This window comes from Bacillus sp. NEAU-242-2 (genome assembly GCF_027853835.1).
Lineage (GTDB): Bacteria > Bacillota > Bacilli > Bacillales > Bacillaceae > Bacillus > Bacillus velezensis.
The window spans coordinates 791,618-816,563 of the sequence record NZ_JAPNNY010000002.1 but is presented as its reverse complement, the minus strand read 5'-3'; the positions used below and the strand labels follow the sequence as shown (position 1 = coordinate 816,563).

The following is a 24,946-nucleotide window of genomic DNA, read 5'->3' as shown; positions in this document are numbered from 1 at the left end:
ATAAAATTGATAACAAAAATATGAATACATACCTAAGAAAAAACGAAAGGAAGTTTAATTTTGAAAAAAACAATAAAAGTAGCCGCCGCAGTTATACAAAATGAAAACAATGAAATTCTATGCGCTCTACGTTCTCCAACAATGTCTCTTCCTAATCTGTGGGAGTTTCCTGGTGGAAAGCTTGAAGAAGGGGAGAATGCTCGGGAAGCACTTGTAAGAGAAATTGAAGAGGAACTTGATTGTAAAATTGTTGCGGGCGATGTGATAGCTGATATTCATCATGAATATGAGAAGGTCATCGTCAATTTAATTTCAATAAAAGCGAAGATTGTATCAGGGAAGCCGGTAGCAAAAGAGCATGCGGAATTCAGATGGGTGCCTATTCGTGAGCTAGAATCACTAGAGTGGGCACCCGCTGATCTTCCGACCGTATCTGCTTTAATTCGTTAAATCCACATACAAGTTTTCTGGGACAGGCTGATGGAGCTTCCATTTGACATTCATTGGCTTGTCTCCGTGGCTTGATACGTAATCCGCTTCTCCTAAATAAATAAATGGTAAAGTGATGTTGTGCATTTCAGTGAATTTCCTCACAAATAAATGAATATGATATCCTTTTTCCTTATGGTGAATAAAGTTTTGCCCTACGCTTGATGTATGTGAGGTTTGGTTTTGACTTTGCCAGTGAAAATGGCTAGGATCAATAAAATAATCTTTATATAGCAAATGATCTTCTACTTTTTCTGACTTATTCAAATTGATAAAGATTAAATAGTGATTTTTAACTCTACGTACACCCTCTCGCCAAGTCCCTTCCTGATCAGTTGACTGAAAAAGATAAATGAGCTCATTTCTTGTATAGGTCTGATACAATGTTAGCTTAATCTCTTTTGAAGCAAGGGCTTCTATATTGTTCATGCGTCTAAATTCAATCAGTCCATAGTGGACGCGCTCCTTAATATACGGTCCGAATAATGGATCGGTTAAAATCTCGCTTACTTCTGGATCTAACTTGAATGTATCACCTTGTAATGTACCAAAGCGCCAATTCTGTTTTTGATCTGATTTCGTTAAACGCTCCATTGCTCGCTGAATGAGGTCATCATGTGTATCTGTTGTGGTTTGAATATGAAACTGTTTTTCTAACGATTCTTTTACATCTTCTATTGTGATGATATTTTTGTGAAAACCGCTCTGTAAAATTAACCATTCATAAGGCCATTTAATAGGTAATTGCTGTTCTAATTTTGCTACTATCCCTACAACCAAGGGGTTATTGAGAATCCCTTCATCTGTAACATTCAAATCGTCCATTTTCTTTTTGGTCTGTACCCACGATTTGTATTTCTTTATAAAAAAGGTAAGCCCAGGTGCCTGTTCAGAGTATAGAAAATCAATTAATTCTGGAGAGCGCCCTAGCTCTTGTTTAAATTGCTTATATAACGTTTTCAGCATGGCATCTGAATTTAGTTTAATATGATCGATCTTATTTAAAATTTCTTTCTTCGTTACGGCTGAAAGGTCAACATAAGATCCTCCAGGTAAATCTGAAAACTCATGCGTCACGGCCACTCGGAGGGAATCTTTATCAAAAGATTTTTGGGTTGTTTGTCCAGATAGTGCGAGTGGAATAACGAATGACTTTTGATAGTTTCCGATAAAATCCAGTATCGTTACAAACTCTTTGTCGTCAGTTTTTCTAAGTCCCCGTCCTAATTGCTGAATGAAAATCGTTGGTGATTCTGTTGGTCTAAGGAACAATAGTAGATTGAGCTTTGGAATATCTATTCCTTCGTTGAAAATATCTACTGTAAATATAAGTTCTAAACTGTGGTGCGGATCCTCCAATTGACGAATGACCTCTTGTCTTTTTGCAGGAGAATCATTTCCTGTTAAATAAGTTGTATAAAAACCCAATTTATTAAATTCATCACTCATGTATATTGCGTGTTCGACGTTTGTACAGAAACCTAAGCCAACCATTTTCTCGCCGTGGAATCCATACATGTTGATCATCTTGATGATATATTCTACTCGTTTATGCGTTTTTAAATGATCGACTAGCGATTTCTCTTCGTACAGTCCATTTTTCACTTTTACTTTTTCGTAATCTACAGTATGATCTGAAATTCCAAAATAGTGAAATGGCGCAAGTAGCTCTGCCTTTAGGGCATCGCGGAGTCTAATTTCATAAACAACATTATGATCACAAATCTGAAGCACATCTTTACCGTCAAGACGCTCTGGTGTTGCGGTTAAACCTAATAAAAACTTTGGTGTAAAGTAGTTTAATACAGCTTGATAGGTAGATGCTTCTGCATGATGGAATTCATCAATCACAATGTAGTCAAACTCATCTGTTGAAAAAGATTCCAAAGTATCTTTTTTATGTAACGTTTGTACAGTGCTAAATAAAAAACGCTTATCTCTTTCTTTTTTCGTGCCAGTCAATAAGCCAAAATCTTCATGATTATTTGTGACTTTCTTGAATGTTTCGATTGCTTTTGAAAGTAACTCTTCCCGGTGGGCAAGAAAAAGATATTTATTTGGTTTAAATTGCTCAAAATCAAATGCTGCTAAAAATGTTTTTCCGGTTCCAGTGGCGGCGATGATGACTGCTTTTGTCTCCCCTTCGTTTCTTGTTTTTTTAAGGTTTCGTAATGCTTCCTTTTGCATGGAATTCGGGGACATTTTCGTTTTGTAAAGAGAGTTTTGAGCAGCAAAGGAAGCACTTACCTTTTGGCTTCCAGCTTGGAATTCCTCATAGGCTTGTAAAAATTGTTCGTCAACAGGCTGTGTCTTTTCATTCCAAACAGTGTCAAACAAATCTTTTGTTTGTTGATAAACGGGGAGATATCTGGTTTCAGGTAGTCTCACATTTAACTCATACCCGGTCGTAAGGGCAGCTTGTGATAGATTTGAAGATCCTACAATGACACTATGCTGTCCAGAACAGCGTTCAAATAAGTATGCTTTCGTATGGAAAGATTTTTTATATTCATTTACAATTCTCAACTCTACATTTTCAAATTGAAGAAGATGTCTTAACGCCTTCGGTTCTGTAATACCCATATAGGTAGATGTAATGATGCGTACAGGAACATGTCTTTTAGCAAGCTCCTGAAGCGGAGGGATCAAAAGCTGAACACCAGACCACCTTGTAAAACTAACCATAAAGTCTACCCGATCCGCCGTTAACATTTCGTGTTTTAATGCTTTGAAAAAGTTATCATGAGTTTGATGATTTCCTAGCAGTTTCAGACGATGTAGAGAAAATTCCTCTGAAATAGGAAGTTCCATTTCATTTAAACTATAAAGCACTGTGGAAAGTGGCAATGAAAAATTCGTATGTTTTCCAAGCTGAGAGGCGACCTTCTCGCTAAGCTGAATCGCTTGTTCATATTGATCTTGATCCACAAGTGTTTGAAATGTCTCGCTCAGTTGTTTTGCCGTATGTAAAGTCAAAACCTCTGCATATTCTTTTGGGCTGACCGGTTGAATGCGATGTGATGTTGGATAAAGTTTTTGTTGTTGCTGAATTTCCTCATGGAAGCCTCTATGATTTCTCATCATAATCTCCTTTTTTATATCAATAATTCCATTTTATCACTACTTTTACCAATAGGTAATACTGAAAAAGAAGAGAATAAAGTCCTATTTATTAAGCGCTTAAAAAATAACGCTGAGGTGGTTTGGTTTGGTATAAAAACGTCATCGCCACAAACGGAGAAAGTCTGTAAGCGCAATGTTCCGGAGAAAGCCGGCAAAATTGACATTCAGCAAAGAGAGGAGGACAATAAAAGCAGAAAGGCGGGATTCATATGTTTAAAAAAATTCTTGCAGCAGTAGACGGTTCAGACATGAGCAGCAAAGCTTTGGACGCAGCGATCCATCTGGCGAAAGAACAGCAGGCTGAACTCACCATTCTCTATGCGGGACGTGAAGCCGTTGTCTCCACATCAGCCTTAACAGGGATTGTCTATGTTCCGGAAAACTTCATTGAAGACATCAAACATGAAGTCGAGCAAAAAGGAGCGGCCATTCTGGAGGAGGCCAAGCAGAAAGCGGCTGAAAGCGGGGTAAATGCGGAAAGCCTGTACGTCCAAGGTGAACCTGCGCATCAAATTTTAAACATAGCGAAAGAACAGCATTTCAATCTGATTGTCGTCGGAAGCCGCGGAATCAGCGGATTTAAAGAAATGATGCTCGGAAGCGTGAGCCATAAGGTCTCACAATTGTCTCCTTGTCCTGTACTGATCGTTCATTAAACAGAAGACCCTGCTGATGCGGGGCTTTTTTTAATGAGAAAAGACCGCCGTCTTTCGAAAAATAGGATGAAATCTTCCTCTGAATCAAGTAAAATGGCTGTTAGTATTTGTCTGAATAAACAGTCAATGATATGGGGGAAGCGAATCAATGCAAGCTGAACAAACATCAAATGCCGTCATCAAAATGGTCATTTCCATGGTCATTTTCGGATCAATCGGCTTTTTCTCGGAACATACGAATGTGCCTTCAATTGAACTGGTCTTTGTGAGATGTCTGTGCGCCTCATTGTTTCTGGGCGTTTGCTGGTTTGGTTCCGGACGGTACCGCACCGAACAATGGAACCGGCGTGAGGTGCTGCAGACACTGGCCTGCGGATTTTTTCTCGTGCTGAACTGGGTGTTTTTATTTAAATCATTTGAGGAGACATCAGTGACGATAGCGATTTCCGTTTATCATCTGGCTCCGGTTCTCGTCCTTCTTCTAGGGAGCCTTATATACCGGGAGAAACTGCATATTGTGTCCGTCACTTCCATCGTGATTTGTTTTCTGGGCACCGCCCTGATTTCCGGCATCAACGGAAGTACATCATTTTCTCAGCTGATGGGATCGGGTATTATTTGGGCCGTGCTGGCCGCCCTTTTTTACGCCTTTACGACACTGGCCGGGAAAGGTATCAACAGTCTCAGCCCATATGCGGTCACCTGTTTGCAGACCGGGTTGGGCGTTATCATTCTTCTCCCGTTCGTCCGTTTCGGCGCTTTTTCTGATTTGTCGCATGTGAACTGGATCATGATTGTGTCAACCGGTATCATTCATACGGGAATTGTGTATTTGCTCTTTTTTGACAGCTTGCGGTTTTTATCCACCCGGTTTATTTCAATCATCGTATTTCTTGATCCGGCGGTGGCGATTGTGCTTGACACCGTATTTACGGGATTTCGCCCCGACCTTTATCAATCTTTGGGGATTGTGTTGATTTTTGCGGGAATGGCGCTGTCCTTGATTCGAAAGCAAAAAGCTGTGCCGGCGGAAACTCAGGCAGACAGCACCCGTATATAGGCGGCCGTACCGGCTGCTTTTTTTATTTTGGGGCTTTTCAGCCATAACGAAAAAGCAGACAAACAGATCATGGAAAAAGAGGATAGTAATTGTATAATACTTCATGTGTTTACAATTTAAGAGATTAAAGGAGTGAAGGGCATGAAAAAGAAGACGCGTCATCTCGCTTTCTTGGCTGCACTCGGCTTTGCGCTTTGTCTGGCCATCGTATGTTCCGCATCCAAGCAGGCAGAAGCGGCAGCGGCTTATCCGGATGTGATGCAGGGACTTACCGGATTCGCTGGCAATGCGAAGGATCATAACGGAAAAGCAAAATCCGCCGTATCGGGAGGCCAGGGCGGCCCCGTCGTCTACGTCAGCAATCTCAATGATCTGAAAAACAATGCGGGCGGAACGGACCGCAAAACCATCGTCATCACAAGTGATATTTCTTCCCCGGGTAAAGCCGTTGTGACAGTCGGCGCCAATAAAACCATCGTCGGCTCTTATACCAGCCACAGGCTGACCAACATCTATCTGACAACAGGCTCCGGATCAAACAATGTGATTTTCAAAAATCTCATTATCAGCCATAATGCCGCCATTACAGGCAACAACGACATTCCGATGTACATAGCGAACGGGCAGAATTACTGGATTGACCACGTGTGGTTTGAAGGACACAGCTACAATCCGAACAGCCGCAGCGATTTGGGAAAGCTTCTGTATGTCGGCGCCAAAGCGGATTTTGTGACGCTGTCTAACTCTAAATTCACAGACCATCTGTACGGCCTGATTCTCGGTTACCCGAATGATGATAACGAAGGACGCAATTATATCGGCTATCCGCATATGACGATCACCAACAACTATTTTAATAACGTCTATGTGCGTTCACCGGGCCTGATGAGATACGGCTATTTTCACGCAAAAAACAACTATGTGACCAATTTTAATTTAGGATTCACCATTCATACAAACGCGACTGTCTTCTCAGAAGCCAACTATTTCGGTAACGGAAATGAAAAAGGCGGAATGATAGACGATTACGGGACGGCCCAATTCACCGACATCGGTTCATTCCCGTCGCTCAAAGCCCCGAAATCACCGCGCACCGGTTGGAATCCGAGATCAAATTACAGCTACGGCACGCTTTCAGCCCAGGACGCCAAAAACTTCGCCCAATCCTACGCGGGAGCGCAAAATACAAATCTCCGCTATCCATAATACGAAAAACCGCCGGCAGCCGGCGGTTTTTTTATATGGATAAAAGGTTCAAAATTCCTATAATCCTTAAAATAACCTTAAATACCTAGGGAAATATTGATAAACAATTTCAATAATATTACTATTGTTAAAACTGTGTTGCACAAGAAGTGGAACTTAACTCACCCTAACCGCCAGAATACCGGAGAGTAACATGAAAACATCAACCTGAATAGAAAAACATTTTGAACGAATCGCATTAAACAAATTATGAAACAATCAAGAAACGTTTAGAAAAATGGGATTGAAAATTGAAGCTGCTTTTGGAAGAGTCGGGAGAATACCTATCATTCACTGATATTTTTTTTTGCAGCCTATTTGGGCGGCACCGGCTTTCACGATAATGAAGACGGCTATTGTGTAGATCATTTTGATATATGGGTTTGTGAAAAAAAGTTGTTTTCAGGTAAAGCGGGATATTTATCAGATCTAGAAAGTGATGAAGAAATCGCAGAAGAAATTCAAAACAGGATAAATGAATTGTACTTAGAAGCGGCAGAAATGATTGAAATGTTAAATGAATCCTAGTCTATTAATGTGAAGAGAGGTTCCCAGCCTCTCTCACTCAAAGGGAGGAGACAGCGACCAAAATCGGAGACAGCTGTCTGGAACTTGAAATAACACCAAGAAGGTATCAAGAGGCGGAGGATGATCCTTTTATCTCAACAATGTTTGAAATGTTGGAACATAATAAAGTAATCGCCCGCGATTACTCTGCCGTTTATTAGAAAGTGAATATAAAATGCTGACATCAGTGATCGAAGCGTTATTAGCAGGCAATCAAGACAGGATACGTTTAGAAACAATTGAACCATTTTTTATTTTGAGTATAGATAAAGAAAACGAATATTCGTAATGAAGAGAAGCTAGAACTTTTCGTGTAGACTCTAAAATCAGATCTCAAAGACTCCAAAACTTTAGGGAGATAAACGATGTACAAAACAATAAATGAATGGGTAGATTACATAGGTGGGGGGTGCGCTGTCCTTCATTTTGATTTTCAAGTGTTTAAAAAAGAACTTTCACTTAAGATTCAGGTCGTTGAAAATAAAGCCGAATATACGCATAACATTCTTTTTCAAAATGTAGCATCTGTTTATTTCAGTGCAGATATTGGTGATATGAGATTAGAAAAAATAGATCCTGAAGAATACAATTGGCAAGTATTTGAGATGAGTTACCACCCGGAAGGAATCGGTAATCTATCAAATGCTGTAATTCCGGAGTATCAATCAAATGCTAATTTTCTCATTGACATGAACAGAATGCTGATTGCTATAGAAGCTGAAACAGTTCGCTTTGACGACCAATCATTTTATGCGTATCATTCGAAATCATAAATAAACAAATAAGAGAGGTCCCAGCCTCTCTTTTCTTACATAACGAAATCGTTCGCGGAGGCAAACATGAACACTCCTTTAAATTTACAAAAAGAATCATTGAGGGCTATAGGGAATCTGGATGTGATTAATCCGCTTAAATACAATTCGATTTATTCATGTGATCTAGTGAGTAAAGATACTTTTTCTCAATTAATGAATGACTTAGAATTCGAAACAGCTCTAATAGAAGTAATGGCATTTCCTTCTTTTATTGAAGAATGGAAGAAGAAGGTTGAAAAGAAAATGATAAATATGAATACTGTATCGAAAAAGTTCATTCATATTGAATGTGCCCTAACCAAAGAAGAATTGATGGCAGATCACTTATTAGATGAATTATATTTTTTAGCATCGATCAATGACTTTGTTATAATAGCAAATCCTGCCAAAAATAAGTCCTATATGAACCTGAACACTCAAAAGGTTGATGTAACTACTGAAAATAATGAAAAAATCATTTGGTTTGAATTTGATGCAGCAGATTTATATATCATTGATTAATTTGATATAAATTCCAGATTCTTAATCTATGGAGTGTTGCTGATGTTAGAACTTATCGCGGAGCGGGTTGGGTCATATAAAAGAGAGCACATCATTTATTTCAATGCGGGTCGGGATGATCAGGTATTTATTGTGTCGGTGCACGATCACAAAGTAATATTGGAGGTTATGAAAGGCAGCTCTCTTTTAATCAAAAAAGAGTTACACGGATTTTCTGAAGTTGCCCAATTCTATCTCGTTGATTCGTATGATAACACAATCGTGATCGTTTATCTGGAAAATCATACGTGTCAATTGGCAACATACTGCATAAACAGTAATAAAATCAATCCGATTTGTTCTTTTCTATTAAGCGCCAATGTATTTCATCTGGGTGAGGATGGATTATTATGGATCGGATTAACGGACGAGGGTATGTATGATGAGAGAAACCCTCAAGGGAAAGCGATATTTGCTTTTCATGCAGAAGACAGAACGTTTTATTTTGAAGACGATTTTAAAGAAATGATGCATGAATGCTATGCCGTACAATCGATCAAATCTGATTTGTATGTATGTTTCGAGGGAGAGGATTGCTGTGTCATCGGGCATTATCAGATTGGACGGGACAGAATTCGTACTGTTGCAGAATATGTGCTGGACGGCGATCAATACTCCTATTGTGATCAGCTATCCGTTTCGAAAAAAAGGGTGCTTCTGATTCAGAGTCACGAGGATAACCTATTTGCATTTCATGAAGAGAACAAAGGCTTATCAGAGGCTGACGTCATGATACACGGTATTGATAGAAAAGGAGAAACAACGTACAGAGCCGTCCAGGACCGCATTTTTATCTTTAGTGATAACGATTTATATATGGTAAAGTATTGATCAATCCTATGCAGATGGCTTTTTTCAGCCATCTGCATATCATTTTACAGAGTGAACGATCGATATAAATAAAATACCATCCAAGACTCAAGGGGTAATTATATGAAAATAAAAATGAATAAGATAGTCGAAGAATCAGTAAAAGGATGTTTTTGTCATTTTGATAACTGCGGGCGTCTGTATCTCGGACGGCATCAGAATGGCGGGCTTTCGATTACGATCATCGATGAATCAGGTGATATTCGAGTGATTCTGAGATGTTAAAATCCATCAGATATTCTTTAAATGATGACGTCATCCGAAACCTGAAATTATACAAAAAAGAATTAGAGGGGCCGCTGCCTTCAGATGCAGGGAGATTCGAAGAAGACTTTGAGGGTGCTGCCTGCGCTGGGGATTTTTATGAATACTTCGCACTTGTCTGCGGCAGCTTAGATTTTGTGTTGGCGAATAAACAAATCCCTGTGCGGCAGCGTAAAGCCTTATATAAATCCTTTTTTGAGCTGTATCCGCAATATGCGCAGCTGAAAAACGCTTTAACGGATTATCCGGAGCTCAGCCGGGAAATCGGGCGGCATGAACGGGCCAGGAGGCTGTTAGTCAGCATTTTAAACAAGAAATGAAAGGCAGGCTTCTGACGTGAAAGAACCAACAATAGCAGAATGTCTGAAGAAGGCTGGTCTGATCCTGAACGGTCAAGCGGCGAGGGAAGAAGTGTCGGATTGGGCGTGCGAGTACGTGGCTGCAGATGATCCGGCGGTTGAGGACGAAACCGTTTGGGAGATGCTCGTATATTTGAGCGGGCTTGATCTGAAAGATTCGCCTGATGCGTATCTGCATACGTTAGAAGAATTAAGAGATTGGGTGCAGGAATATAAAGAAGTTCATGGGGGTTTGTAAAAAAAATTCATTTGAGTCAGACATGTCAATTCAGGTGAAAAAAAGGAGGCGCAAAATGGAGTGGCACAAACATGAGAAAGCAGTTCTGCTGGGGCCGGATTCGCCGGGTTGTTTTGAATTGACGGAGTTTACGTTCTATACCGGGTATAACGAGTATTATGATAAAATCCCGGTGTTTGAGCTGAAGCTGACTGACGGACAGTATGATGCCGTGCTGCGCTTTGAGGATGTGAGGTCTGCCCGGCTGGATGATCTTGAAAGCATCACCGACATCCATCTGGATATCAGCCCGGTCGAACAGCGGCTGGGAATCGATCCGCTACTATGTCGATGACGGGGAAGGAAGCATGTGCTTTTATTGCGCCAAATGGGTCGTGCTCGACATGAAGAAAAAGCAGTCCCCCGAACGGCCCGGCAAAACGTCAGGGTAAAGCGGCGGCATTTCGCGTATAATGAGGGGAGCCGGACAGAGAAGGAGTTTAGTCATGAATGAGTTTAATGAATATGCGATCAGCCCCGAGATCCGACGGGCGCTGAATGGCTTGCAATACACCGAGCCGACTGAAGTGCAGCGGCGCGTCATCCCCGCCGCGCTGCAAAAAAAAGACCTCGTCGTCAAATCGCAGACGGGCAGCGGCAAAACCGCGGCTTTCGGCATTCCGATCTGCGAGCTTGCGGAGTGGGAGGAAAACAAACCGCAGGCCCTGATTTTAACGCCGACCCGCGAGCTTGCGGCGCAGATTAAAGAAGATATCACGAATATCGGCCGTTTCAAACGGATAAAAGCCACGGCGGTTTTCGGAAAAGCTTCTTTTGACAAACAGAAAACCGAACTGAAGCAAAAAAGCCACGTCGTTGCCGGAACACCGGGGCGTGTGCTTGATCATATAGAAAAAGGGACGCTGCCGCTTGAGCGGCTGGCGTATGTGGTGATTGACGAAGCGGATGAAATGCTGAATATGGGATTTATTGAACAGGTGGAAGCCATCATTCAGCATCTGCCGAAAAACAGAGTCACCATGCTGTTTTCAGCGACGCTGCCGGATGACGTCGAGAAGCTGAGCCGCACATATATGAAAGACCCTGAATTGATTGAAGTAAAAGCGGAAGGCCTGACGACAAAAGACATTGAGCATTTTGTCACCAGAACAGAAGAAGAGGACAAAACATCTTTGCTGCGTGATGTCCTGATCACCGAAAACCCGGACAGCTGCATCATATTCTGCCGGACAAAAGAAAGAGTCATACAGTTAACCGATGAGCTGGACAGGCTGGGCTACCCTTGCGATAAAATTCACGGCGGCATGGTGCAGGAAGACCGCTTTGACGTCATGAATGAATTCAAGCGCGGCGAGTTCCGCTATCTCATTGCGACCGACGTTGCCGCCAGAGGAATTGATATCGAAAACATCAGCCTCGTCATCAATTATGATATTCCGCTTGAAAAAGAAAGCTATGTGCACCGCACAGGCAGAACGGGCCGCGCCGGACACCGCGGACTGGCCGTTACGTTTGTGACGCCGTCTGAATCGCGGTTTCTGAATGACATTGAGACATATATCGGTTTCCGCATCCAAAAGCGGGAAGCGCCGTCGGAAAAAGAAACAGCGGAACGGAAAGCGGCATTTGCGGAAAAATTGAACGCCCGCCCCGATGTCAAAACAGACAAAAGCGAACAGTTAAACAAAGACATCATGAAACTGTATTTTAACGGCGGGAAAAAGAAAAAACTCAGAGCGGTCGATTTTGTAGGGACGATCGCGAAAATCGACGGCGTTTCAGCCGATGATATCGGGATTATCACGATTCTGGACAACGCATCGTACGTCGAAATTCTGAACGGCAAAGGCCCGCACGTTCTTGACATCATGAAAAATACGACGGTCAAAGGCAAAAAACTGAAAGTCCATAAAGCCAAGAAATAAAAAAAGAAAGCCTGCCGCGTGCAGGCTTTTTTTACGCCGTTTCCTCAGGCACAAACGCAAGGATGGCAATGCCGATCACAAATAACAAAATCAGGCTGAACACGGCGGCTGACGAATTTCCGGTCAGCTGGGCGGTCACGGCAATCAAAAGCGGGCCGATAATTGAAGCGAACTTGCCGAAAATATTATAAAAGCCGAAAAACTCATTGGCGTTCTGTTTGGGGACAAGCTTTGCAAAGTAAGAGCGGCTCAGCGCCTGAATACCGCCTTGGGAAGTGGCGACAAGCATAGCCAAAACCCAGAAATCAAAAGCGGAATCCATAAAATAAGCATACGTGCAGACAATCATATACACGCCGATGCCGGCATAAAGCATTGTTTTTCCCTTAAACCGTTCGGCCAGCCGTCCGTACAAAATTGAAAAAGGCGCGGCGACGACCTGAGTGACAAATAAAACAATCAGCAGATTTGCCGCGCTGATGCCGAGGTCAGCCCCGTATGACGTGGACATCGTAATGATGGTGCCGACCCCGTCGATGTAGAAGAAATAGGCGAGCAGAAACAAAAACAGCGCCCGGTGCTTCCTGATCTGCTTCAGCGTGCCGGCCAGCCGTATAAAACTGCTGATCACAAGCCGCGGCTCCCTCTCGATATAATAGCGCTGGCGGACGCGGAGAAGGAGCGGAATCGAAAACAGCCCCCACCATGCCGCCGTAATCAAAAAGGCAATGCGGCCGGCAGCCTGGGCGGACAGCGGAATCATCTCCGCTTGTGCTGACAGAATCACGGCAATGCTGAGGAGAAAAGGGATTGTACTGCCGATATAGCCCAGCCCAAACCCCCTGGCGGACACCATATTCATCCGCTCCTTTGCGGCCACATCAACGAGAAACGCATCATAAAACACATTAGATCCGGCAAAGCCGATCGTGGAAATCGTATAACAAATTAATAACAGCATCCAAGGTTCGCCGGGAATCAAAGCCAGCGCGGCGGTGCCCGCCACACCGATCAGAAAAAAGAAGGCAAAAAACCGTTTCTTGCATCCTTTGTAGTCGGCAATCGTTCCTAAGACGGGGCTGAGCATCGCCAAAATAAAAGTCGCGGCGGCAATCGTATAGCCCAAATAAGCGGTGGAATCAGCCGCGCTGACGCCGTTTTCCGCCGCCGCCGCTTTAAAAAACAAGGGAAACACCGCCGTCATAATAATGACCGAATAAGCTGAATTGGCCCAATCATACAGCATCCAGCTGCTTTCTTCTTTCGAAAACCGTTTCATCACACATGCTCCTTCCCAAAAACCGGTTCTCTGCATTATATGCGCCGCTGCCTCATCGTTGGACAATGATTTCTGAACGGCGTTTTCTGATTGACCTGGAGATATTGACCTAGTACAAAAAGGATGTACAATCAAGGTGTAGCAGGTAAATGGTCAGGCTGGAGGGAGACGGAATTGAAGATTGCGAAAGTCATTAATAATAATGTCGTCAGTGTGCTCAAAGAAGGCAATCAGGAATTGGTCATCATGGGCCGGGGCATTGCTTTTCAAAAGAAAACGGGAGATCCGGTAGATGAAGCCCGCATTGAGAAAGTGTTCACCCTCGATAACAAAGATGTATCAGAAAAGTTCAAAACCCTTTTGTATGATATTCCGATCGAGTGTATGGAAGTATCCGAGGAGATTATCAGCTATGCGAAATTACAGCTCGGCAAAAAGCTCAACGACAGCATCTATGTGTCGCTGACCGATCATATTAACTTTGCGATCCAGCGCAATAAGAAAGGGCTGGATATCAAAAACGCCTTGCTGTGGGAAACGAAACGGCTGTACAAAGACGAATTTGCAATCGGCAAACAAGCGTTGGCCATGGTGAAAAACAAGACTGGCGTGTCTCTGCCGGAGGATGAAGCTGGCTTTATTGCGCTGCATATTGTAAATGCCGAGCTGAATGAAGAGATGCCCAATATCATCAACATTACAAAAGTCATGCAAGAGATTTTGAGGATCGTAAAATACCATTTTAAGATTGAATTCAACGAAGAATCGCTTCACTATTATCGATTTGTCACCCACTTAAAGTTTTTCGCGCAGCGTCTTTTTAACGGCACACATATGGAAAGCCAGGACGACTTTTTGCTGGAGACAGTGAAAGAAAAATACCATCGGGCGTATGAATGCACGAAGAAAATCCAAACATGCATTGAGAGGGCGTATGAGCACAAGCTCACCAGTGACGAGCTGCTGTATTTAACGATTCACATAGAAAGGGTAGTCAAACAAGCATAATGAAAGCGTTTGTATTTTTGTTTTCTTGTATTCATTTTTTCTTACATTCATATATGATCTTGTTAGGATTGTTACTCATAAGCAGGCAAAACCTAAATTACAATGAGTGCGGATCATCTCTTACTGTGCTGATGGTAATTTAGGTTTTTTTAAAATTCGTTATTATCATTATTCTGACCGATGTTCCCTTTTAACAGAATCATGTATGATCGATAAAGAAATCGCTTTCAAAGAAAGGGGAATGCCGACATGTTTTATCGTATGAAACGAGTGCTGCTCATTCTTGTCACTGGATTGTTTTTGAGTTTGTGTGCGATCACTTCTGCTGCATCAGCTCAAACAGGCGGATCGTTTTTTGAACCTTTTAACAGCTATAACTCCGGTTTCTGGCAAAAAGCAAATGGTTACTCCAATGGAGATATGTTCAACTGCACTTGGCGGGCAAATAATGTATCCGTGACGTCATCAGGTGAAATGCGTTTGGCGCTGACAAGCCCGTCTTATAACAAGTTTGACTGCGGGGAGAACCGCTCCGCTCAAACCTATGGCTATGGACTTTATGAAGTCAGAATGAAACCGGCTAAAAACACGGGGATCGTTTCATCGTTCTTCACTTATACAGGTCCAACGGATGGTACCCCTTGGGATGAGATTGATATCGAATTTTTAGGAAAAGACACGACAAAGGTTCAATTTAATTATTATACAAATGGCGCGGGAAACCATGAGAAGGTTGCGGATCTCGGATTTGACGCGGCCAATGCCTATCATACGTATGCGTTCGATTGGCAGCCGAACTCTATTAAATGGTATGTCGATGGGCAATTAAAACATACTGCGACAAGCCAAATCCCGACAACACCGGGAAAGATCATGATGAACTTGTGGAATGGGATAGGTGTCGATGACTGGCTCGGTTCCTACAATGGTGTAAATCCGCTATACGCTCATTATGACTGGGTGCGCTATACAAAAAAATAATGTACAGAAAAGGATTTCCGCCAGCGGAAATCCTTTTTTAATTAAAACGAAATAATCCCAATCAAAAGCGCCGCAATCGTCATCACAATCGTTGTTCCCACGGCCCATTTAATAGTGAATTTTTGATGGTCGCCAAAGCTGACGCCTGCCATTCCGACCAATAGATAGGTGGATGGCACAAGCGGGCTGAGCAGATGCACCGGCTGTCCCAGCAAGGAGGCTCTTCCGATTTCAGCGGCGTCTATTCCGTAAGCGGAAGCGGCTTCGGCGATGATGGGAAGAACACCGAAGTAAAAGGCGTCATTCGACATGAAAAAGGTGAAAGGCATGCTGGCAATCGCCGTGATCAACGGCAGATGCGGGCCCATGGCATCAGGGATGAGGGAAACGAGAGAATGCGCCATCGCATCGACCATTTTTGTGCCTGAGAGAATGCCTGTAAATATGCCTGCCGCAAATACCATTGAGACAACGTTTAACGCATTACCCGCATGCGCCGAAATCCGTTTCTGCTGCTCTTTGACATTTGGGTAGTTGACCATCAAGGCGATGGCGAACGCGATCATAAAAAGAACAGGGATGGGAAGCAGGCTGGTGATCAGCGCGGCCATCAGAGCGACAGTCAGCAGCAGGTTAAACCACTGGAGAGCGGGACGCTTCAGCGGCGCCGCCTCCGGATCAGAAGACGGCGCGTGTTCAATCGAAATGATGCCGAGCCGCTTCCGTTCTTTTTTTCCGAGGAGATAAGCAACGGCGATCACCCAGAGAACGCCGGCGATCATAGCGGGAATCAGAGGCGTAAAAACTTCTGACGTGTCCAATTTCAAGGAAGCCAAAACCCTCGCCGTCGGCCCGCCCCACGGAATAATATTCATGACGCCCGAACCGAGCATCGCAATCCCCGCCAGCACCAAACGGTTCATGCCGAGCCGTTTGTAAAGGGGCAGCATTGCCGCAATCGTAATCATATACGTTGTTGTCCCATCTCCGTCCAGCGAAATGGTCATCGTCAGAACCGCTGTGCCGATGGCGATTTTTAACGGATCCCCTTTGACAAGCGATAGGATTTTGGCAATGAGGGGATCAAACAGACCTGAGTCAATCATAATGCCGAAATAAAGGATGGCGAATAACAGCATGATCCCGGTAGGAGCGAGGTCTGTAACGCCCTGAATCATCATCCCGCCGAGATCTTTGCCAAATCCGCTGATCAGGGCAAACACAACAGGAACGACAATCAAAGCAATAAGAGCGGAAAGCCGGTTAGACATAATAAGATACATAAAGACAATCATCATCACAAAACCGAGTATGGCAAGCACGATATGACCTCCCCTGTTCAACAGCTGTTTTGGTAAGCGTTTTCACATTTTGTTTCTGTGAAAAGGGCTTATTTCAAAATGTGTATGACCGCATATGTAAATACAGACCTAAAATCCTAATGAGCGGATCAGCAGTTTATTTGAAGAACGCCGCGGGTAAATGTGCTGTAGAATGTTTCGTTTTAGAAGGGGGAACTGACATGAGTGATGATCAAAACAAACGAGTAAATGAACACTCAAAGGACGAACAGCTGGAGCAGTACCGATCTGATAACAGCGGCAAAAAAATGACGACCAATCAGGGGCTTCGCGTGTCTGAGGATGAGCATTCCTTAAAAGCGGGCGTCCGCGGCCCCACGCTGATGGAGGATTTTCATTTTCGTGAAAAAATGACGCACTTTGATCACGAGCGGATTCCGGAACGGGTCGTTCATGCGCGCGGGTACGGCGTTCATGGGCATTTTCAGGTGTACGAACCGATGACGGAATATACACGGGCGAAATTTTTGCAGGACCCGTCCGTCAAAACGCCTGTTTTCGTCCGTTTCTCAACAGTGGCGGGCTCCAAGGGGTCAGCCGACACCGTCCGTGACGCCAGGGGATTTGCGACGAAGTTTTATACTGAAGAAGGGAACTATGACCTCGTCGGAAACAATATTCCGGTGTTCTTCATTCAGGACGCGATCAAATTCCCGGATCTCGTTCACGCCATAAAACCGGAACCGCACAATGAAATGCCGCAGGCTGCGACGGCTCATGATACGTTCTGGGATTTTGTCGCAAACAATCCTGAATCCGCGCACATGGTCATGTGGACGATGTCTGACCGCGGCATCCCGCGAAGCTATCGGATGATGGAGGGCTTCGGCGTGCATACGTTCCGTTTCGTCAACGAGAAAGGAAAAGCGCGCTTTGTCAAATTCCACTGGAAACCCGTGCTCGGCGTTCATTCCCTCGTATGGGATGAAGCGCAGAAAATTGCCGGGAAAGATCCCGATTTCAACCGCCGCGACCTATGGGAAACGATTGAAAACGGCGGCAAAGTCGAGTATGAGCTCGGTGTTCAGATGATTGACGAAGAAGATGAATTTAAATTTGATTTCGATATCCTTGATCCGACGAAGCTGTGGCCGGAGGAGTTGGTTCCCGTCAAGCTGATCGGAAAAATGACCCTTGACCGCAATCAGGACAATGTCTTTGCGGAAACGGAACAGGTCGCCTTTCACCCGGGAAATGTCGTGCCGGGCATTGATTTCACCAATGATCCGCTTCTTCAAGGCCGGCTTTTCTCTTATACAGATACACAGCTCATCCGTCTTGGCGGGCCGAATTTTCACGAGATTCCGATCAACCGGCCGGTCTGCCCGTTCCATAACAACCAATACGACGGCTACCACCGGATGACGATTAATAAGGGCCCTGTCGCCTATCATAAAAATTCTCTGCAGAACAATGATCCGTCGCCGGCCTCAGAAGAAGAAGGCGGATACGTTCATTACCAGGAAAAAGTAGAAGGCAGAAAAATCCGCCAGCGCAGCGAGAGCTTCAATGACTATTTTTCTCAGGCCAAGATGTTCTGGAACAGCATGTCTCCCGCCGAGAAAGAACATATCATCTCCGCGTTCTGTTTTGAAGTCGGAAAAGTGAACAGCAAGGATGTGCAGCAGCAGGTGGTTGATGTCTTCAGTCACGTCGACGCCGGGCTTGCCGAGCGTGTTGCGAAAGGAATCGGCGTGAACCCGCCGCCGAAGGACCGTGAATCTGATGAAACGTTCACTTCCCCGGCCTTAAGCCAGGAAAACACGGTGAAGACGGCAGCGACAAGGCAGGTTGCGGTTTTAACCGACCACGGGTTTTCTGATGAGAAAGTCAAACAAGTGCTTGACGCATGCAAACAGGCGGGAGTCAGAGCCGATATCATCAGCCCCGCGCTGGGAACCGTCAAGGGAGAAAACGGCACGGAGCTCGAAGCGTCAGCCACGTTCCTGACAGCGGATTCCGTCCTGTACGACGCTGTTTTCATTCCGGGCGGAAAACAAAGCACAGACAGCCTCAAAGCCCAAAAATCGGCCAGAGACTTCGTCAACGAAGCTTTCAGCCATTACAAAGCGATCGGCGCCTCCGGTGAAGGAAAAGAACTTCTCGCCCTCGCCGCCGGAACCGAAAGCGGCCCCGGTCTTGTTCCGGACGGAAACCATGAACAATTTCTGAAAGCCGTGGCTGAGCATCGGCATTGGGACAGAAACATATAAGAATATATTTGAGTGCCTCTGAAAATGAGGCACTTTTTAAGTTATTAGAGTAGAATAACGAGAGTTGAGTTAATAATAGAACAAACAAAAAATTTAATCTCTATATTACTTGAACTGAAGTTGACTTTTAGTTAACATAAGTTTAAAGTTAGTAATTATCTCGCGATACAAGTTAGGAGAGTTTTATGAAAAAGAGAAGCCGTGGATTTCCGCGATTTAATTTAGAAAATACTTTAAAGTTTGCTAAGTTAATAAGAAGTTATTCAGGAGATAGCGATATTGAAAAGGACTTAATAACAAAAGCTCTGGGATATAAAAAATACAGCGGGGCTGTAGGCAACAAAATAGCATCCTTAAAACACTTTGGATTATTAGAAAGATCCTCTGGTAATTATAAGCTGACTCAACTTTCCAAAAGGATAATTGATTCAATGAGTGAGAAGGATTTTCAAAGTGCTTTGAGAACAGCATTTCTTCAACCAGAACTATTTGCTGAACTTTTCAATAAGTATTCAAGTGAAGGAGCAATTCCAGATAATTTACCTGAGATTTTAAATGTATACCATGAAATTTCAGATAACAGTAGTGAATATGCTTCTAGGATTTTCATTGAGTCAGCTTTATTCGCAAATATAATACATAAAAATAAAAAAATAATAAAATCAAATAGAGAGGAAACATTAATGGATAAAAAAAACAGCACTCCAAGAGAAGCGTTAGAACAAGGAACTATTGAAATGCAAAGGTTCGATTTTTCCCTTACTAATGGAAAATCTGCAAAAATTATAGTACCGGGGACATTAATTAAGAGAGACATTCAAATTATTCGAAAGCAGATTGAAACTTTGGAACTTCAAGTAGAAGATTAATAAAAGCAGAGGGATACATAGTGAAGCCGTTTACCGAAAAACAACTCGAAGAATATTACCGGCGTGACGAAAACATGATGATTTTGGTGTTTGCCCAATGGTGCGTCAATCATGACCTTGATCCGATGGCCATTTACAGCAAGGCTTACCCCGGACAGCCTTTAAACGAAGAGCTGCGAAAAACGGCTGAAGAGCTTGTCGTGCCGAAGGAGGAATCAGAACCGATTCCTGATCAAACCGTCATCGGCGTTTTGGAGATGTTCGGCAACTCCGATTTGGCGGAAGCCGTTTATGAAGCCATTGCGCAAAGACCTTCACGGTAAAAGAGGCGTGGATTATCCATGTCTCTTTTTTTCATGGAGAAAATGTGAAAGAAGGCCCAGAAACAATTTGCTGATCTGCGCTGTCTATAGAGTGTAATCCGTTTTCAAAAAGGGAACGGTAATGAAAAGGAGGAGTTGTGATGAAAAAAGCATTCAAAATGATGGCGGCCGTGCTCTTAACAGTGCTGACAGCCTCGCCGTTCGGAGGTTTCGCGCCTTCAGCAGAGGCCGCGCAAACCGCAAAGCCCGTCGTCAAAAGCCAGACGTATAAGTATGTAAAGCAGCTGACGTACCCCGAGGTCACAAATACGGGAAACGCATCTTTTGAAAAGAAAATCAATCAGGACTTCAAACGCTATATTGAAAACTCGTACAAAGAATATGTAAAAAACAAAAAAGACGGTGAAAAACAAGGCTATAAAGCGGAATACCAGGCAGATTTCAAGGTGAAGTATAATCAAGACGGCAAGCTCAGCATTCAGACGGAAAACTACAGTTACACAGGCGGAGCACACGGGCTGACAGCCGTTCAGACCTTTAATTACGACCTGGCCGCAAAAAAACAGGTCACACTCAATGATGTGCTGAATACAAAAACGAAAGCCAACAAAACGAGAGACTATCTTTACGGCTACATTAAGAAACATAACGATCTGTTTGACCAGGACGTCAAAAAACAAGAGATCATCCTGAATAACGAAAGACCTTTCTTCTTTACGAAAAACGGTATTGCCGTTGTGTTTGGACAATATGATCTCGGACCGTACGCGGCAGGAATCCGGGGCGTTTTCGTGCCTGCATCCGTCTATCAATAAAAAAAAGCGATATCACTCCAAAACGGAGCGGTATCGCTTTTTTTCTTTTACCAGACAAACAATCCGACAATCGCCGCGCTCAATAAGGAAACGGCAATTCCGCTGACAAGCAGCTTCCAGACGTTTTTCCCGATGATGGCTGATTTTTCACCATCAAGCAGAGATTGATAAGATCCGTAGATCATACCGATGGTGCTGAAGTTTGCGAATGATGTCAGGAATGTCGTAGCCACGGCAATCGTGTGCGGCGGAAGTGATTTCAGCTGCCCTTTCAGATCGGCCATTGCCACAAATTCATTCGTCGCGAGCTTGATGCCCATCAGCTGTGCGACATACATCGCGTCATGTACGCCTAATCCGAGAAGGAAGGCAAACGGACTGAAGATGTATGAGAAAATCTTTTGAATGGTCAAACCGTGCATGAACAGTCCGAGTACGCCGTTTAACGCAGCCGTTAACGCCACATATCCGATTACCATCGCTAAAATAACAATGACCATGTTCATGCCGACAAGCATACTGTTAGAAATCGTGGAGAAGAAGTCTTTTTTCTCCGCTTTTGAAGGAACGTAAATAATATCATCCTCTTTAGAAACGTCCACGGGATTCAGCATATTGGCGATTAAAAGCGCGTTTAAGCAATTCAGCGGGATGGCTGTAAACACATAAGTGGACGGAACCATCGTCAAGTACGATCCGATGATCGAACCGCTGATGCTGCTCATGCTCATCAGCCCGAATGTCAGAAGCCGATTGTTGCTGACGGCGGCAAGCTGCTGGCGGATGACGGCTAAAGCTTCCGTATTTCCTAAAAACATCATCTGGATGGAGAAAAAGCTCTCCAGCTTCGGCAGACGGGATATTTTAGAAATCAGCCAGCCGATTTTATCAATGAGCCACGGCAGAATACCGAAATACGACAGCATATCAAAGAAGGTCACGACGAAGATAATCGGCAGCAATGCGCTGAAGAAAAAATCAACCGTCGGGTTCGCCATGACAGACGGAAAGGCGAACGCAATCCCTTGACTGGCGCAGGAAATCAGCCATGTAAAGAACGCGCCGATCTTCCCGATGACAAAGCCGCCGACTTTTGTCCCTAACATAAACCAAGTAATCAGAAACTCAAAGACGAGGAGCATGACAATCGGACGCCATTTAATCTTCTTCTTGTTGGGAGAGCATAAGAAAACAACAGCCATGACAACAATGAGACCGACAATGTTCAATAAAAAGTACATGTGAGCAACTCCTATAAGGGTATTATGGAAATAAAAAAAGCTCTTATTCGTCACAAATTCCTGAAAGCCAGAAAGTGTGATAAATAAGAGCCAAAAGAAAAGAATAGACTGACAGCATCATATGCTTTTCACTCGTTCAAATTTATGCAAACTTTCTTGTAGTCTAGTCTTTTACGGCACTAGGTAGAAACAATCAGACCATATTACTGATCATATACAAGAATAACGATATTACATGAGATAGCAGTATTTTATCGTTTCAATTTTTGAAAATCAACCTTTTTAGATATTTTCAAAATAATAAATTTATATTATAAATAAAGAAAATAAAGGATGTTCACAAGTAATTGGATTAAAAAGGTATAAAAAGCCCCCGAAAAACAGTTCCGGTTCATTGTAAAGACGGGATGCAGCTGATAAAATGGATCTGAGGGCACCGCCTTCAAAAGACGGCAGAGAAGGGGTCATTTTCATGATCATTCAGTTCATTCGTTACAGATAATGAGAGGTATAGATAAATAGGTTAAACTTCCAATTTTGCGAGGTTTATTTGTCTATGCCTTTTTCATTTCATCGGAATAACGAATGAATGAGGTGTTTTTATTGACGTCTATAAAAAGAAAACGCGCGGAATTACTGCAATCATGCCAGTCCGTATTCAGGTGTCCGCTATGCAGTTCGGCCATGGAGGTCTCACAATACAAAAGCTTGATGTGCGGACACGGGCATACATTTGATATATCAAAGCAAGGATATGTGAATTTTCTCAATAAATCGGTCAAAACCCGCTATGACAGGCAGCTGTTCGAAGCGAGACGCGCTCTTTTTGACAGCCGGGAATTTTTTGGGCCGGTTCAAAAGGAGATCGCCGCCATCATCAGCCGCATTCAATCTCCGCAAACAACGGCGGCGATATTGGATGCGGGATGCGGAGAAGGCTCTCATTTAGCCGCCGTATGCAAATGGCTTCAGCCCGCTTTTTCCGTGACGGGAATCGGCATTGATCTCTCGAAAGAAGGTGTGCTGCATGCCGCAAAGGCCTTCGGGGATCATTTTGTTTTTGCCGTCGCTGATGTGGCGGATGCGCCGTTTGCCGACAGCTGTTTTGATGTCGTGATGTCTGTTTTATCACCTTGGAATTACAAGGAATGCAGCAGGCTTTTACGAAAGGGCGGCACAGTCATTAAAGCGGTGCCGCGGCGTGATTATTTGAAGGAAGTAAGGGAATTCTTCTTCGGAGACAGTCCTCGGCGGAATGACACCGCCGATTCTGCGGCCGGAAGATTCCAAGCGGGCTTTCAAACCTTTGAGCGCAAACGGCTGTGTTACACGAAGACCTTATCGCAGCCTGACCTCGAGCGGCTTGTGAAAATGACGCCCTTAACATGGAAATGTACTGATGAAAGCATCCGGCGGTTTATCAGCCGAAAAGCGGCGGATATTACGATAGATATCGATATTTTAATCGGAACCGGTCCTCTGTAAACAGAAAAGACACGCTGATCGCGTGTCTTTTTTTTATTTCCAGACTTCACCGGCAATGTTGACGACATGACGCAGTTTCGCCCATTGCTGTTCTTCTGTGATCAGGTTTCCTTCCTCAGTGGAGGCGAATCCGCATTGCGGGCTGAGGCAAAGCTGATCCAGGCTGACATATTGTGAAGCTTCTTCAATCCGGCGTTTAATCGCGTCCTTGTCTTCAAGTTCGCCATGTTTTGATGTAATCAATCCAAGCACAAGCTGAAGATCAGAGCGTTTGACATAGCGGAGCGGTTCAAAGCCGCCGGAGCGGGAATCATCATATTCCAAGAACAATCCGTCAAGGTTAAGCCCGTCAAAAATCGTTTCCGCCGCCGCATCATATCCGCCTTCAGCCGTCCATGTGGATTGGAAGTTGCCGCGGCAGATATGCATCGTAACCTTCAGATCGTCAGGGCGCTCCTTGATCGCGTCATTAATGGAAGCGGCAAACAGCCTGCGCAGCTCATCCGGCGTCGTTCCGAATGCTTCAATCTGGCGAAGCCCCGCTTCCGATAAGAAAACGGCCCATGCGGTGTCATCAAGCTGAAGGTAGCGGCACCCGGCGTCATAGAAAGCTTGAATCGCTTTTTTATACGCTTTTGACACATCGTGCTGAAATTGTTTGTAATCATTCTGGTAGGCCGCTTTTTCCAATTTTCCGCGGAAAAACAGCATATTCGGACTTGGGATGGTCATTTTCGGAACAGCATCGCCGGCAATGCTGTGCAGGAATTTATAATCTTCGAGCATCGGATGCTGAGAAAAATCAATATCTCCCGTTACTTTAATGCCGCGCGCTTTCGTCTGTACGTTGTGAAACTGAATGCCGCTTTCAGGCGTAAATGCCTCAACCCCGTCTAAATTTTCGAGAAAATCAAAATGCCACCAGGCACGGCGGAATTCGCCGTCAGTCACGACATTGAGGCCGGTTTCTTTCTGCTTTTCCACGCTGCGGATGATTTCTCTGTTTTCGATTTCGCGCAGCTGTTCTGCTGAAATCTCACCTGCCGCTCTTTGCAGGCGGGCTTGCTTCACAGCCGCCGGCCGCAGCAGGCTTCCGACCTGATCCGCGCGAAACGGCGGGTTTTTTCTTAGAAGAGTATGCAATGGTTGTTCTGTGTTTTGCTGTGACATGAACGATTCCTTCTTTCCTGATGAAATATAAAAAAACTCTTCCCTCGGAT

General features: G+C 44.0%; 24 protein-coding genes, 2 pseudogenes and 1 riboswitch. Of the genes and pseudogenes, 21 read left to right on the top strand and 5 right to left on the bottom strand.

Annotated elements, in window-relative coordinates; genetic code table 11:
• Positions 1 to 60 precede the first annotated feature (60 nt).
• A complete protein-coding gene (locus tag OWN49_RS09140; RefSeq protein WP_007407807.1) occupies positions 61 to 450 on the top strand; it encodes a (deoxy)nucleoside triphosphate pyrophosphohydrolase in 390 nt (129 codons plus the stop codon).
• On the opposite strand, the gene OWN49_RS09135 is transcribed toward OWN49_RS09140, so the two are convergent.
• Positions 439 to 3,570 carry a DUF3427 domain-containing protein gene (locus tag OWN49_RS09135; protein WP_176283607.1) on the bottom strand — a complete coding sequence of 1,044 codons (3,132 nt, stop codon included), beginning with the start codon at positions 3,568 to 3,570 and terminating at the stop codon, positions 439 to 441. The genes OWN49_RS09140 and OWN49_RS09135 overlap by 12 nt on opposite strands.
• 251 nt (positions 3,571 to 3,821) lie before the next feature.
• Between OWN49_RS09135 and OWN49_RS09130 the strand changes: the two genes are divergently transcribed.
• From OWN49_RS09130 to OWN49_RS09070, 13 genes and pseudogenes are all read left to right on the top strand, one after another.
• Positions 3,822 to 4,268, top strand: coding sequence for a universal stress protein (locus OWN49_RS09130; protein WP_039253283.1), 447 nt, complete (start codon positions 3,822 to 3,824; stop codon positions 4,266 to 4,268).
• 148 nt (positions 4,269 to 4,416) lie between these two features.
• Positions 4,417 to 5,328, top strand: coding sequence for a DMT family transporter (locus OWN49_RS09125; protein WP_021494691.1), 912 nt, complete (start codon positions 4,417 to 4,419; stop codon positions 5,326 to 5,328).
• A 141-nt stretch (positions 5,329 to 5,469) separates the two neighbouring features.
• Positions 5,470 to 6,534 (top strand): polysaccharide lyase family 1 protein, encoded by a 1,065-nt coding sequence (locus OWN49_RS09120; protein WP_094247371.1) that lies wholly within the window; start codon positions 5,470 to 5,472, stop codon positions 6,532 to 6,534.
• A gap of 357 nt (positions 6,535 to 6,891) precedes the next feature.
• Entirely contained in the window at positions 6,892 to 7,101 is a 210-nt protein-coding gene (locus OWN49_RS09115; RefSeq protein ID WP_015387497.1) for a hypothetical protein, read from the top strand.
• Positions 7,102 to 7,163: 62 nt separating this feature from the next.
• Positions 7,164 to 7,525: pseudogene (locus tag OWN49_RS09110) on the top strand (hypothetical protein).
• Positions 7,506 to 7,913, top strand: a complete 408-nt coding sequence (locus OWN49_RS09105; RefSeq protein ID WP_077723047.1) for a YxiG family protein — start codon at positions 7,506 to 7,508, stop codon at positions 7,911 to 7,913. Before OWN49_RS09110 ends, OWN49_RS09105 begins: the two are co-directional and overlap by 20 nt.
• A 66-nt stretch (positions 7,914 to 7,979) precedes the next feature.
• Positions 7,980 to 8,456, top strand: coding sequence for a hypothetical protein (locus tag OWN49_RS09100; RefSeq protein ID WP_077723046.1), 477 nt, complete (start codon positions 7,980 to 7,982; stop codon positions 8,454 to 8,456).
• Positions 8,457 to 8,498: 42 nt separating this feature from the next.
• Positions 8,499 to 9,326, top strand: coding sequence for a hypothetical protein (locus OWN49_RS09095; RefSeq protein ID WP_077723045.1), 828 nt, complete (start codon positions 8,499 to 8,501; stop codon positions 9,324 to 9,326).
• Between the two features lie 102 nt (positions 9,327 to 9,428).
• Positions 9,429 to 9,590 carry a hypothetical protein gene (locus tag OWN49_RS09090; protein WP_167860543.1) on the top strand — a complete coding sequence of 54 codons (162 nt, stop codon included), beginning with the start codon at positions 9,429 to 9,431 and terminating at the stop codon, positions 9,588 to 9,590.
• Positions 9,584 to 9,949 carry a YxiJ family protein gene (locus OWN49_RS09085; RefSeq protein ID WP_077723044.1) on the top strand — a complete coding sequence of 122 codons (366 nt, stop codon included), beginning with the start codon at positions 9,584 to 9,586 and terminating at the stop codon, positions 9,947 to 9,949. The genes OWN49_RS09090 and OWN49_RS09085 overlap by 7 nt, the downstream gene beginning before the upstream one ends.
• A 16-nt stretch (positions 9,950 to 9,965) precedes the next feature.
• Entirely contained in the window at positions 9,966 to 10,226 is a 261-nt protein-coding gene (locus tag OWN49_RS09080; RefSeq protein WP_071392465.1) for a DNA-binding protein, read from the top strand.
• 55 nt (positions 10,227 to 10,281) lie between these two features.
• Positions 10,282 to 10,657 (top strand): annotated as a pseudogene (locus OWN49_RS09075) (hypothetical protein).
• A gap of 54 nt (positions 10,658 to 10,711) precedes the next feature.
• A complete protein-coding gene (locus tag OWN49_RS09070; protein ID WP_015418533.1) occupies positions 10,712 to 12,151 on the top strand; it encodes a DEAD/DEAH box helicase in 1,440 nt (479 codons plus the stop codon).
• A 31-nt stretch (positions 12,152 to 12,182) separates the two neighbouring features.
• On the opposite strand, the gene OWN49_RS09065 is transcribed toward OWN49_RS09070, so the two are convergent.
• Positions 12,183 to 13,433 carry an MFS transporter gene (locus tag OWN49_RS09065; RefSeq protein WP_106080301.1) on the bottom strand — a complete coding sequence of 417 codons (1,251 nt, stop codon included), beginning with the start codon at positions 13,431 to 13,433 and terminating at the stop codon, positions 12,183 to 12,185.
• 171 nt (positions 13,434 to 13,604) lie between these two features.
• Between OWN49_RS09065 and licT the strand changes: the two genes are divergently transcribed.
• Together licT and bglS are read left to right on the top strand one after the other, a co-directional pair.
• Positions 13,605 to 14,438 (top strand): BglG family transcription antiterminator LicT, encoded by an 834-nt coding sequence (licT, locus tag OWN49_RS09060; RefSeq protein ID WP_070082586.1) that lies wholly within the window; start codon positions 13,605 to 13,607, stop codon positions 14,436 to 14,438.
• Positions 14,439 to 14,687: 249 nt separating this feature from the next.
• The gene (gene bglS, locus OWN49_RS09055; RefSeq protein ID WP_003150769.1) at positions 14,688 to 15,419 is read left to right on the top strand and encodes a beta-glucanase; all 732 of its coding nucleotides are present in this window, start codon (positions 14,688 to 14,690) and stop codon (positions 15,417 to 15,419) included.
• A 41-nt stretch (positions 15,420 to 15,460) separates the two neighbouring features.
• On the opposite strand, the gene citH is transcribed toward bglS, so the two are convergent.
• Positions 15,461 to 16,741, bottom strand: coding sequence for a citrate transporter CitH (gene citH / locus OWN49_RS09050; RefSeq protein WP_077723043.1), 1,281 nt, complete (start codon positions 16,739 to 16,741; stop codon positions 15,461 to 15,463).
• A 200-nt stretch (positions 16,742 to 16,941) separates the two neighbouring features.
• Here citH and OWN49_RS09045 point away from each other — a divergent pair, with 200 nt between their 5' ends.
• The 4 genes from OWN49_RS09045 (at position 16,942) to OWN49_RS09030 (ending at position 21,000) form a co-directional block, all read left to right on the top strand.
• Positions 16,942 to 18,993: a catalase gene (locus OWN49_RS09045; protein ID WP_077723042.1), complete on the top strand. Its 2,052-nt coding sequence runs from the start codon at positions 16,942 to 16,944 to the stop codon at positions 18,991 to 18,993.
• Positions 18,994 to 19,178: 185 nt separating this feature from the next.
• Positions 19,179 to 19,862 (top strand): hypothetical protein, encoded by a 684-nt coding sequence (locus tag OWN49_RS09040; protein ID WP_043867549.1) that lies wholly within the window; start codon positions 19,179 to 19,181, stop codon positions 19,860 to 19,862.
• 74 nt (positions 19,863 to 19,936) lie between these two features.
• A complete protein-coding gene (locus OWN49_RS09035; protein ID WP_046341506.1) occupies positions 19,937 to 20,185 on the top strand; it encodes a hypothetical protein in 249 nt (82 codons plus the stop codon).
• 140 nt (positions 20,186 to 20,325) lie between these two features.
• A complete protein-coding gene (locus tag OWN49_RS09030; protein ID WP_077723041.1) occupies positions 20,326 to 21,000 on the top strand; it encodes a DUF3298 and DUF4163 domain-containing protein in 675 nt (224 codons plus the stop codon).
• Between the two features lie 47 nt (positions 21,001 to 21,047).
• Here the strand turns inward: OWN49_RS09030 and OWN49_RS09025 are convergent, their stop codons facing one another.
• Positions 21,048 to 22,241, bottom strand: a complete 1,194-nt coding sequence (locus tag OWN49_RS09025) for a NupC/NupG family nucleoside CNT transporter (protein ID WP_003150774.1) — start codon at positions 22,239 to 22,241, stop codon at positions 21,048 to 21,050.
• A gap of 139 nt (positions 22,242 to 22,380) precedes the next feature.
• Positions 22,381 to 22,481: riboswitch (purine riboswitch) on the bottom strand.
• Between the two features lie 363 nt (positions 22,482 to 22,844).
• Between OWN49_RS09025 and OWN49_RS09020 the strand changes: the two genes are divergently transcribed.
• Entirely contained in the window at positions 22,845 to 23,726 is an 882-nt protein-coding gene (locus OWN49_RS09020; RefSeq protein ID WP_077723040.1) for a methyltransferase domain-containing protein, read from the top strand.
• Between the two features lie 33 nt (positions 23,727 to 23,759).
• Here the strand turns inward: OWN49_RS09020 and OWN49_RS09015 are convergent, their stop codons facing one another.
• A complete protein-coding gene (locus OWN49_RS09015) occupies positions 23,760 to 24,896 on the bottom strand; it encodes a 5-methyltetrahydropteroyltriglutamate--homocysteine S-methyltransferase (RefSeq protein ID WP_077723039.1) in 1,137 nt (378 codons plus the stop codon).
• Positions 24,897 to 24,946: the final 50 nt, after the last annotated feature.

Coding starts and splice junctions, on each gene's coding strand:
- OWN49_RS09035 (WP_046341506.1), top strand. CDS start 19,937: ATGATGATTTTGGTGTTTGCCCAATGGTGCGTCAATCATGACCTTGAT.
- OWN49_RS09085 (WP_077723044.1), top strand. CDS start 9,584: ATGTTAAAATCCATCAGATATTCTTTAAATGATGACGTCATCCGAAAC.
- OWN49_RS09040 (WP_043867549.1), top strand. CDS start 19,179: ATGAAAAAGAGAAGCCGTGGATTTCCGCGATTTAATTTAGAAAATACT.
- OWN49_RS09070 (WP_015418533.1), top strand. CDS start 10,712: ATGAATGAGTTTAATGAATATGCGATCAGCCCCGAGATCCGACGGGCG.
- OWN49_RS09120 (WP_094247371.1), top strand. CDS start 5,470: ATGAAAAAGAAGACGCGTCATCTCGCTTTCTTGGCTGCACTCGGCTTT.
- OWN49_RS09095 (WP_077723045.1), top strand. CDS start 8,499: ATGTTAGAACTTATCGCGGAGCGGGTTGGGTCATATAAAAGAGAGCAC.
- bglS (WP_003150769.1), top strand. CDS start 14,688: ATGTTTTATCGTATGAAACGAGTGCTGCTCATTCTTGTCACTGGATTG.
- OWN49_RS09090 (WP_167860543.1), top strand. CDS start 9,429: ATGAAAATAAAAATGAATAAGATAGTCGAAGAATCAGTAAAAGGATGT.
- OWN49_RS09135 (WP_176283607.1), bottom strand. CDS start 3,570: ATGAGAAATCATAGAGGCTTCCATGAGGAAATTCAGCAACAACAAAAA.
- OWN49_RS09130 (WP_039253283.1), top strand. CDS start 3,822: ATGTTTAAAAAAATTCTTGCAGCAGTAGACGGTTCAGACATGAGCAGC.
- OWN49_RS09045 (WP_077723042.1), top strand. CDS start 16,942: ATGAGTGATGATCAAAACAAACGAGTAAATGAACACTCAAAGGACGAA.
- OWN49_RS09105 (WP_077723047.1), top strand. CDS start 7,506: ATGTACAAAACAATAAATGAATGGGTAGATTACATAGGTGGGGGGTGC.
- OWN49_RS09025 (WP_003150774.1), bottom strand. CDS start 22,241: ATGTACTTTTTATTGAACATTGTCGGTCTCATTGTTGTCATGGCTGTT.
- OWN49_RS09030 (WP_077723041.1), top strand. CDS start 20,326: ATGAAAAAAGCATTCAAAATGATGGCGGCCGTGCTCTTAACAGTGCTG.
- OWN49_RS09125 (WP_021494691.1), top strand. CDS start 4,417: ATGCAAGCTGAACAAACATCAAATGCCGTCATCAAAATGGTCATTTCC.
- OWN49_RS09100 (WP_077723046.1), top strand. CDS start 7,980: ATGAACACTCCTTTAAATTTACAAAAAGAATCATTGAGGGCTATAGGG.
- OWN49_RS09015 (WP_077723039.1), bottom strand. CDS start 24,896: ATGTCACAGCAAAACACAGAACAACCATTGCATACTCTTCTAAGAAAA.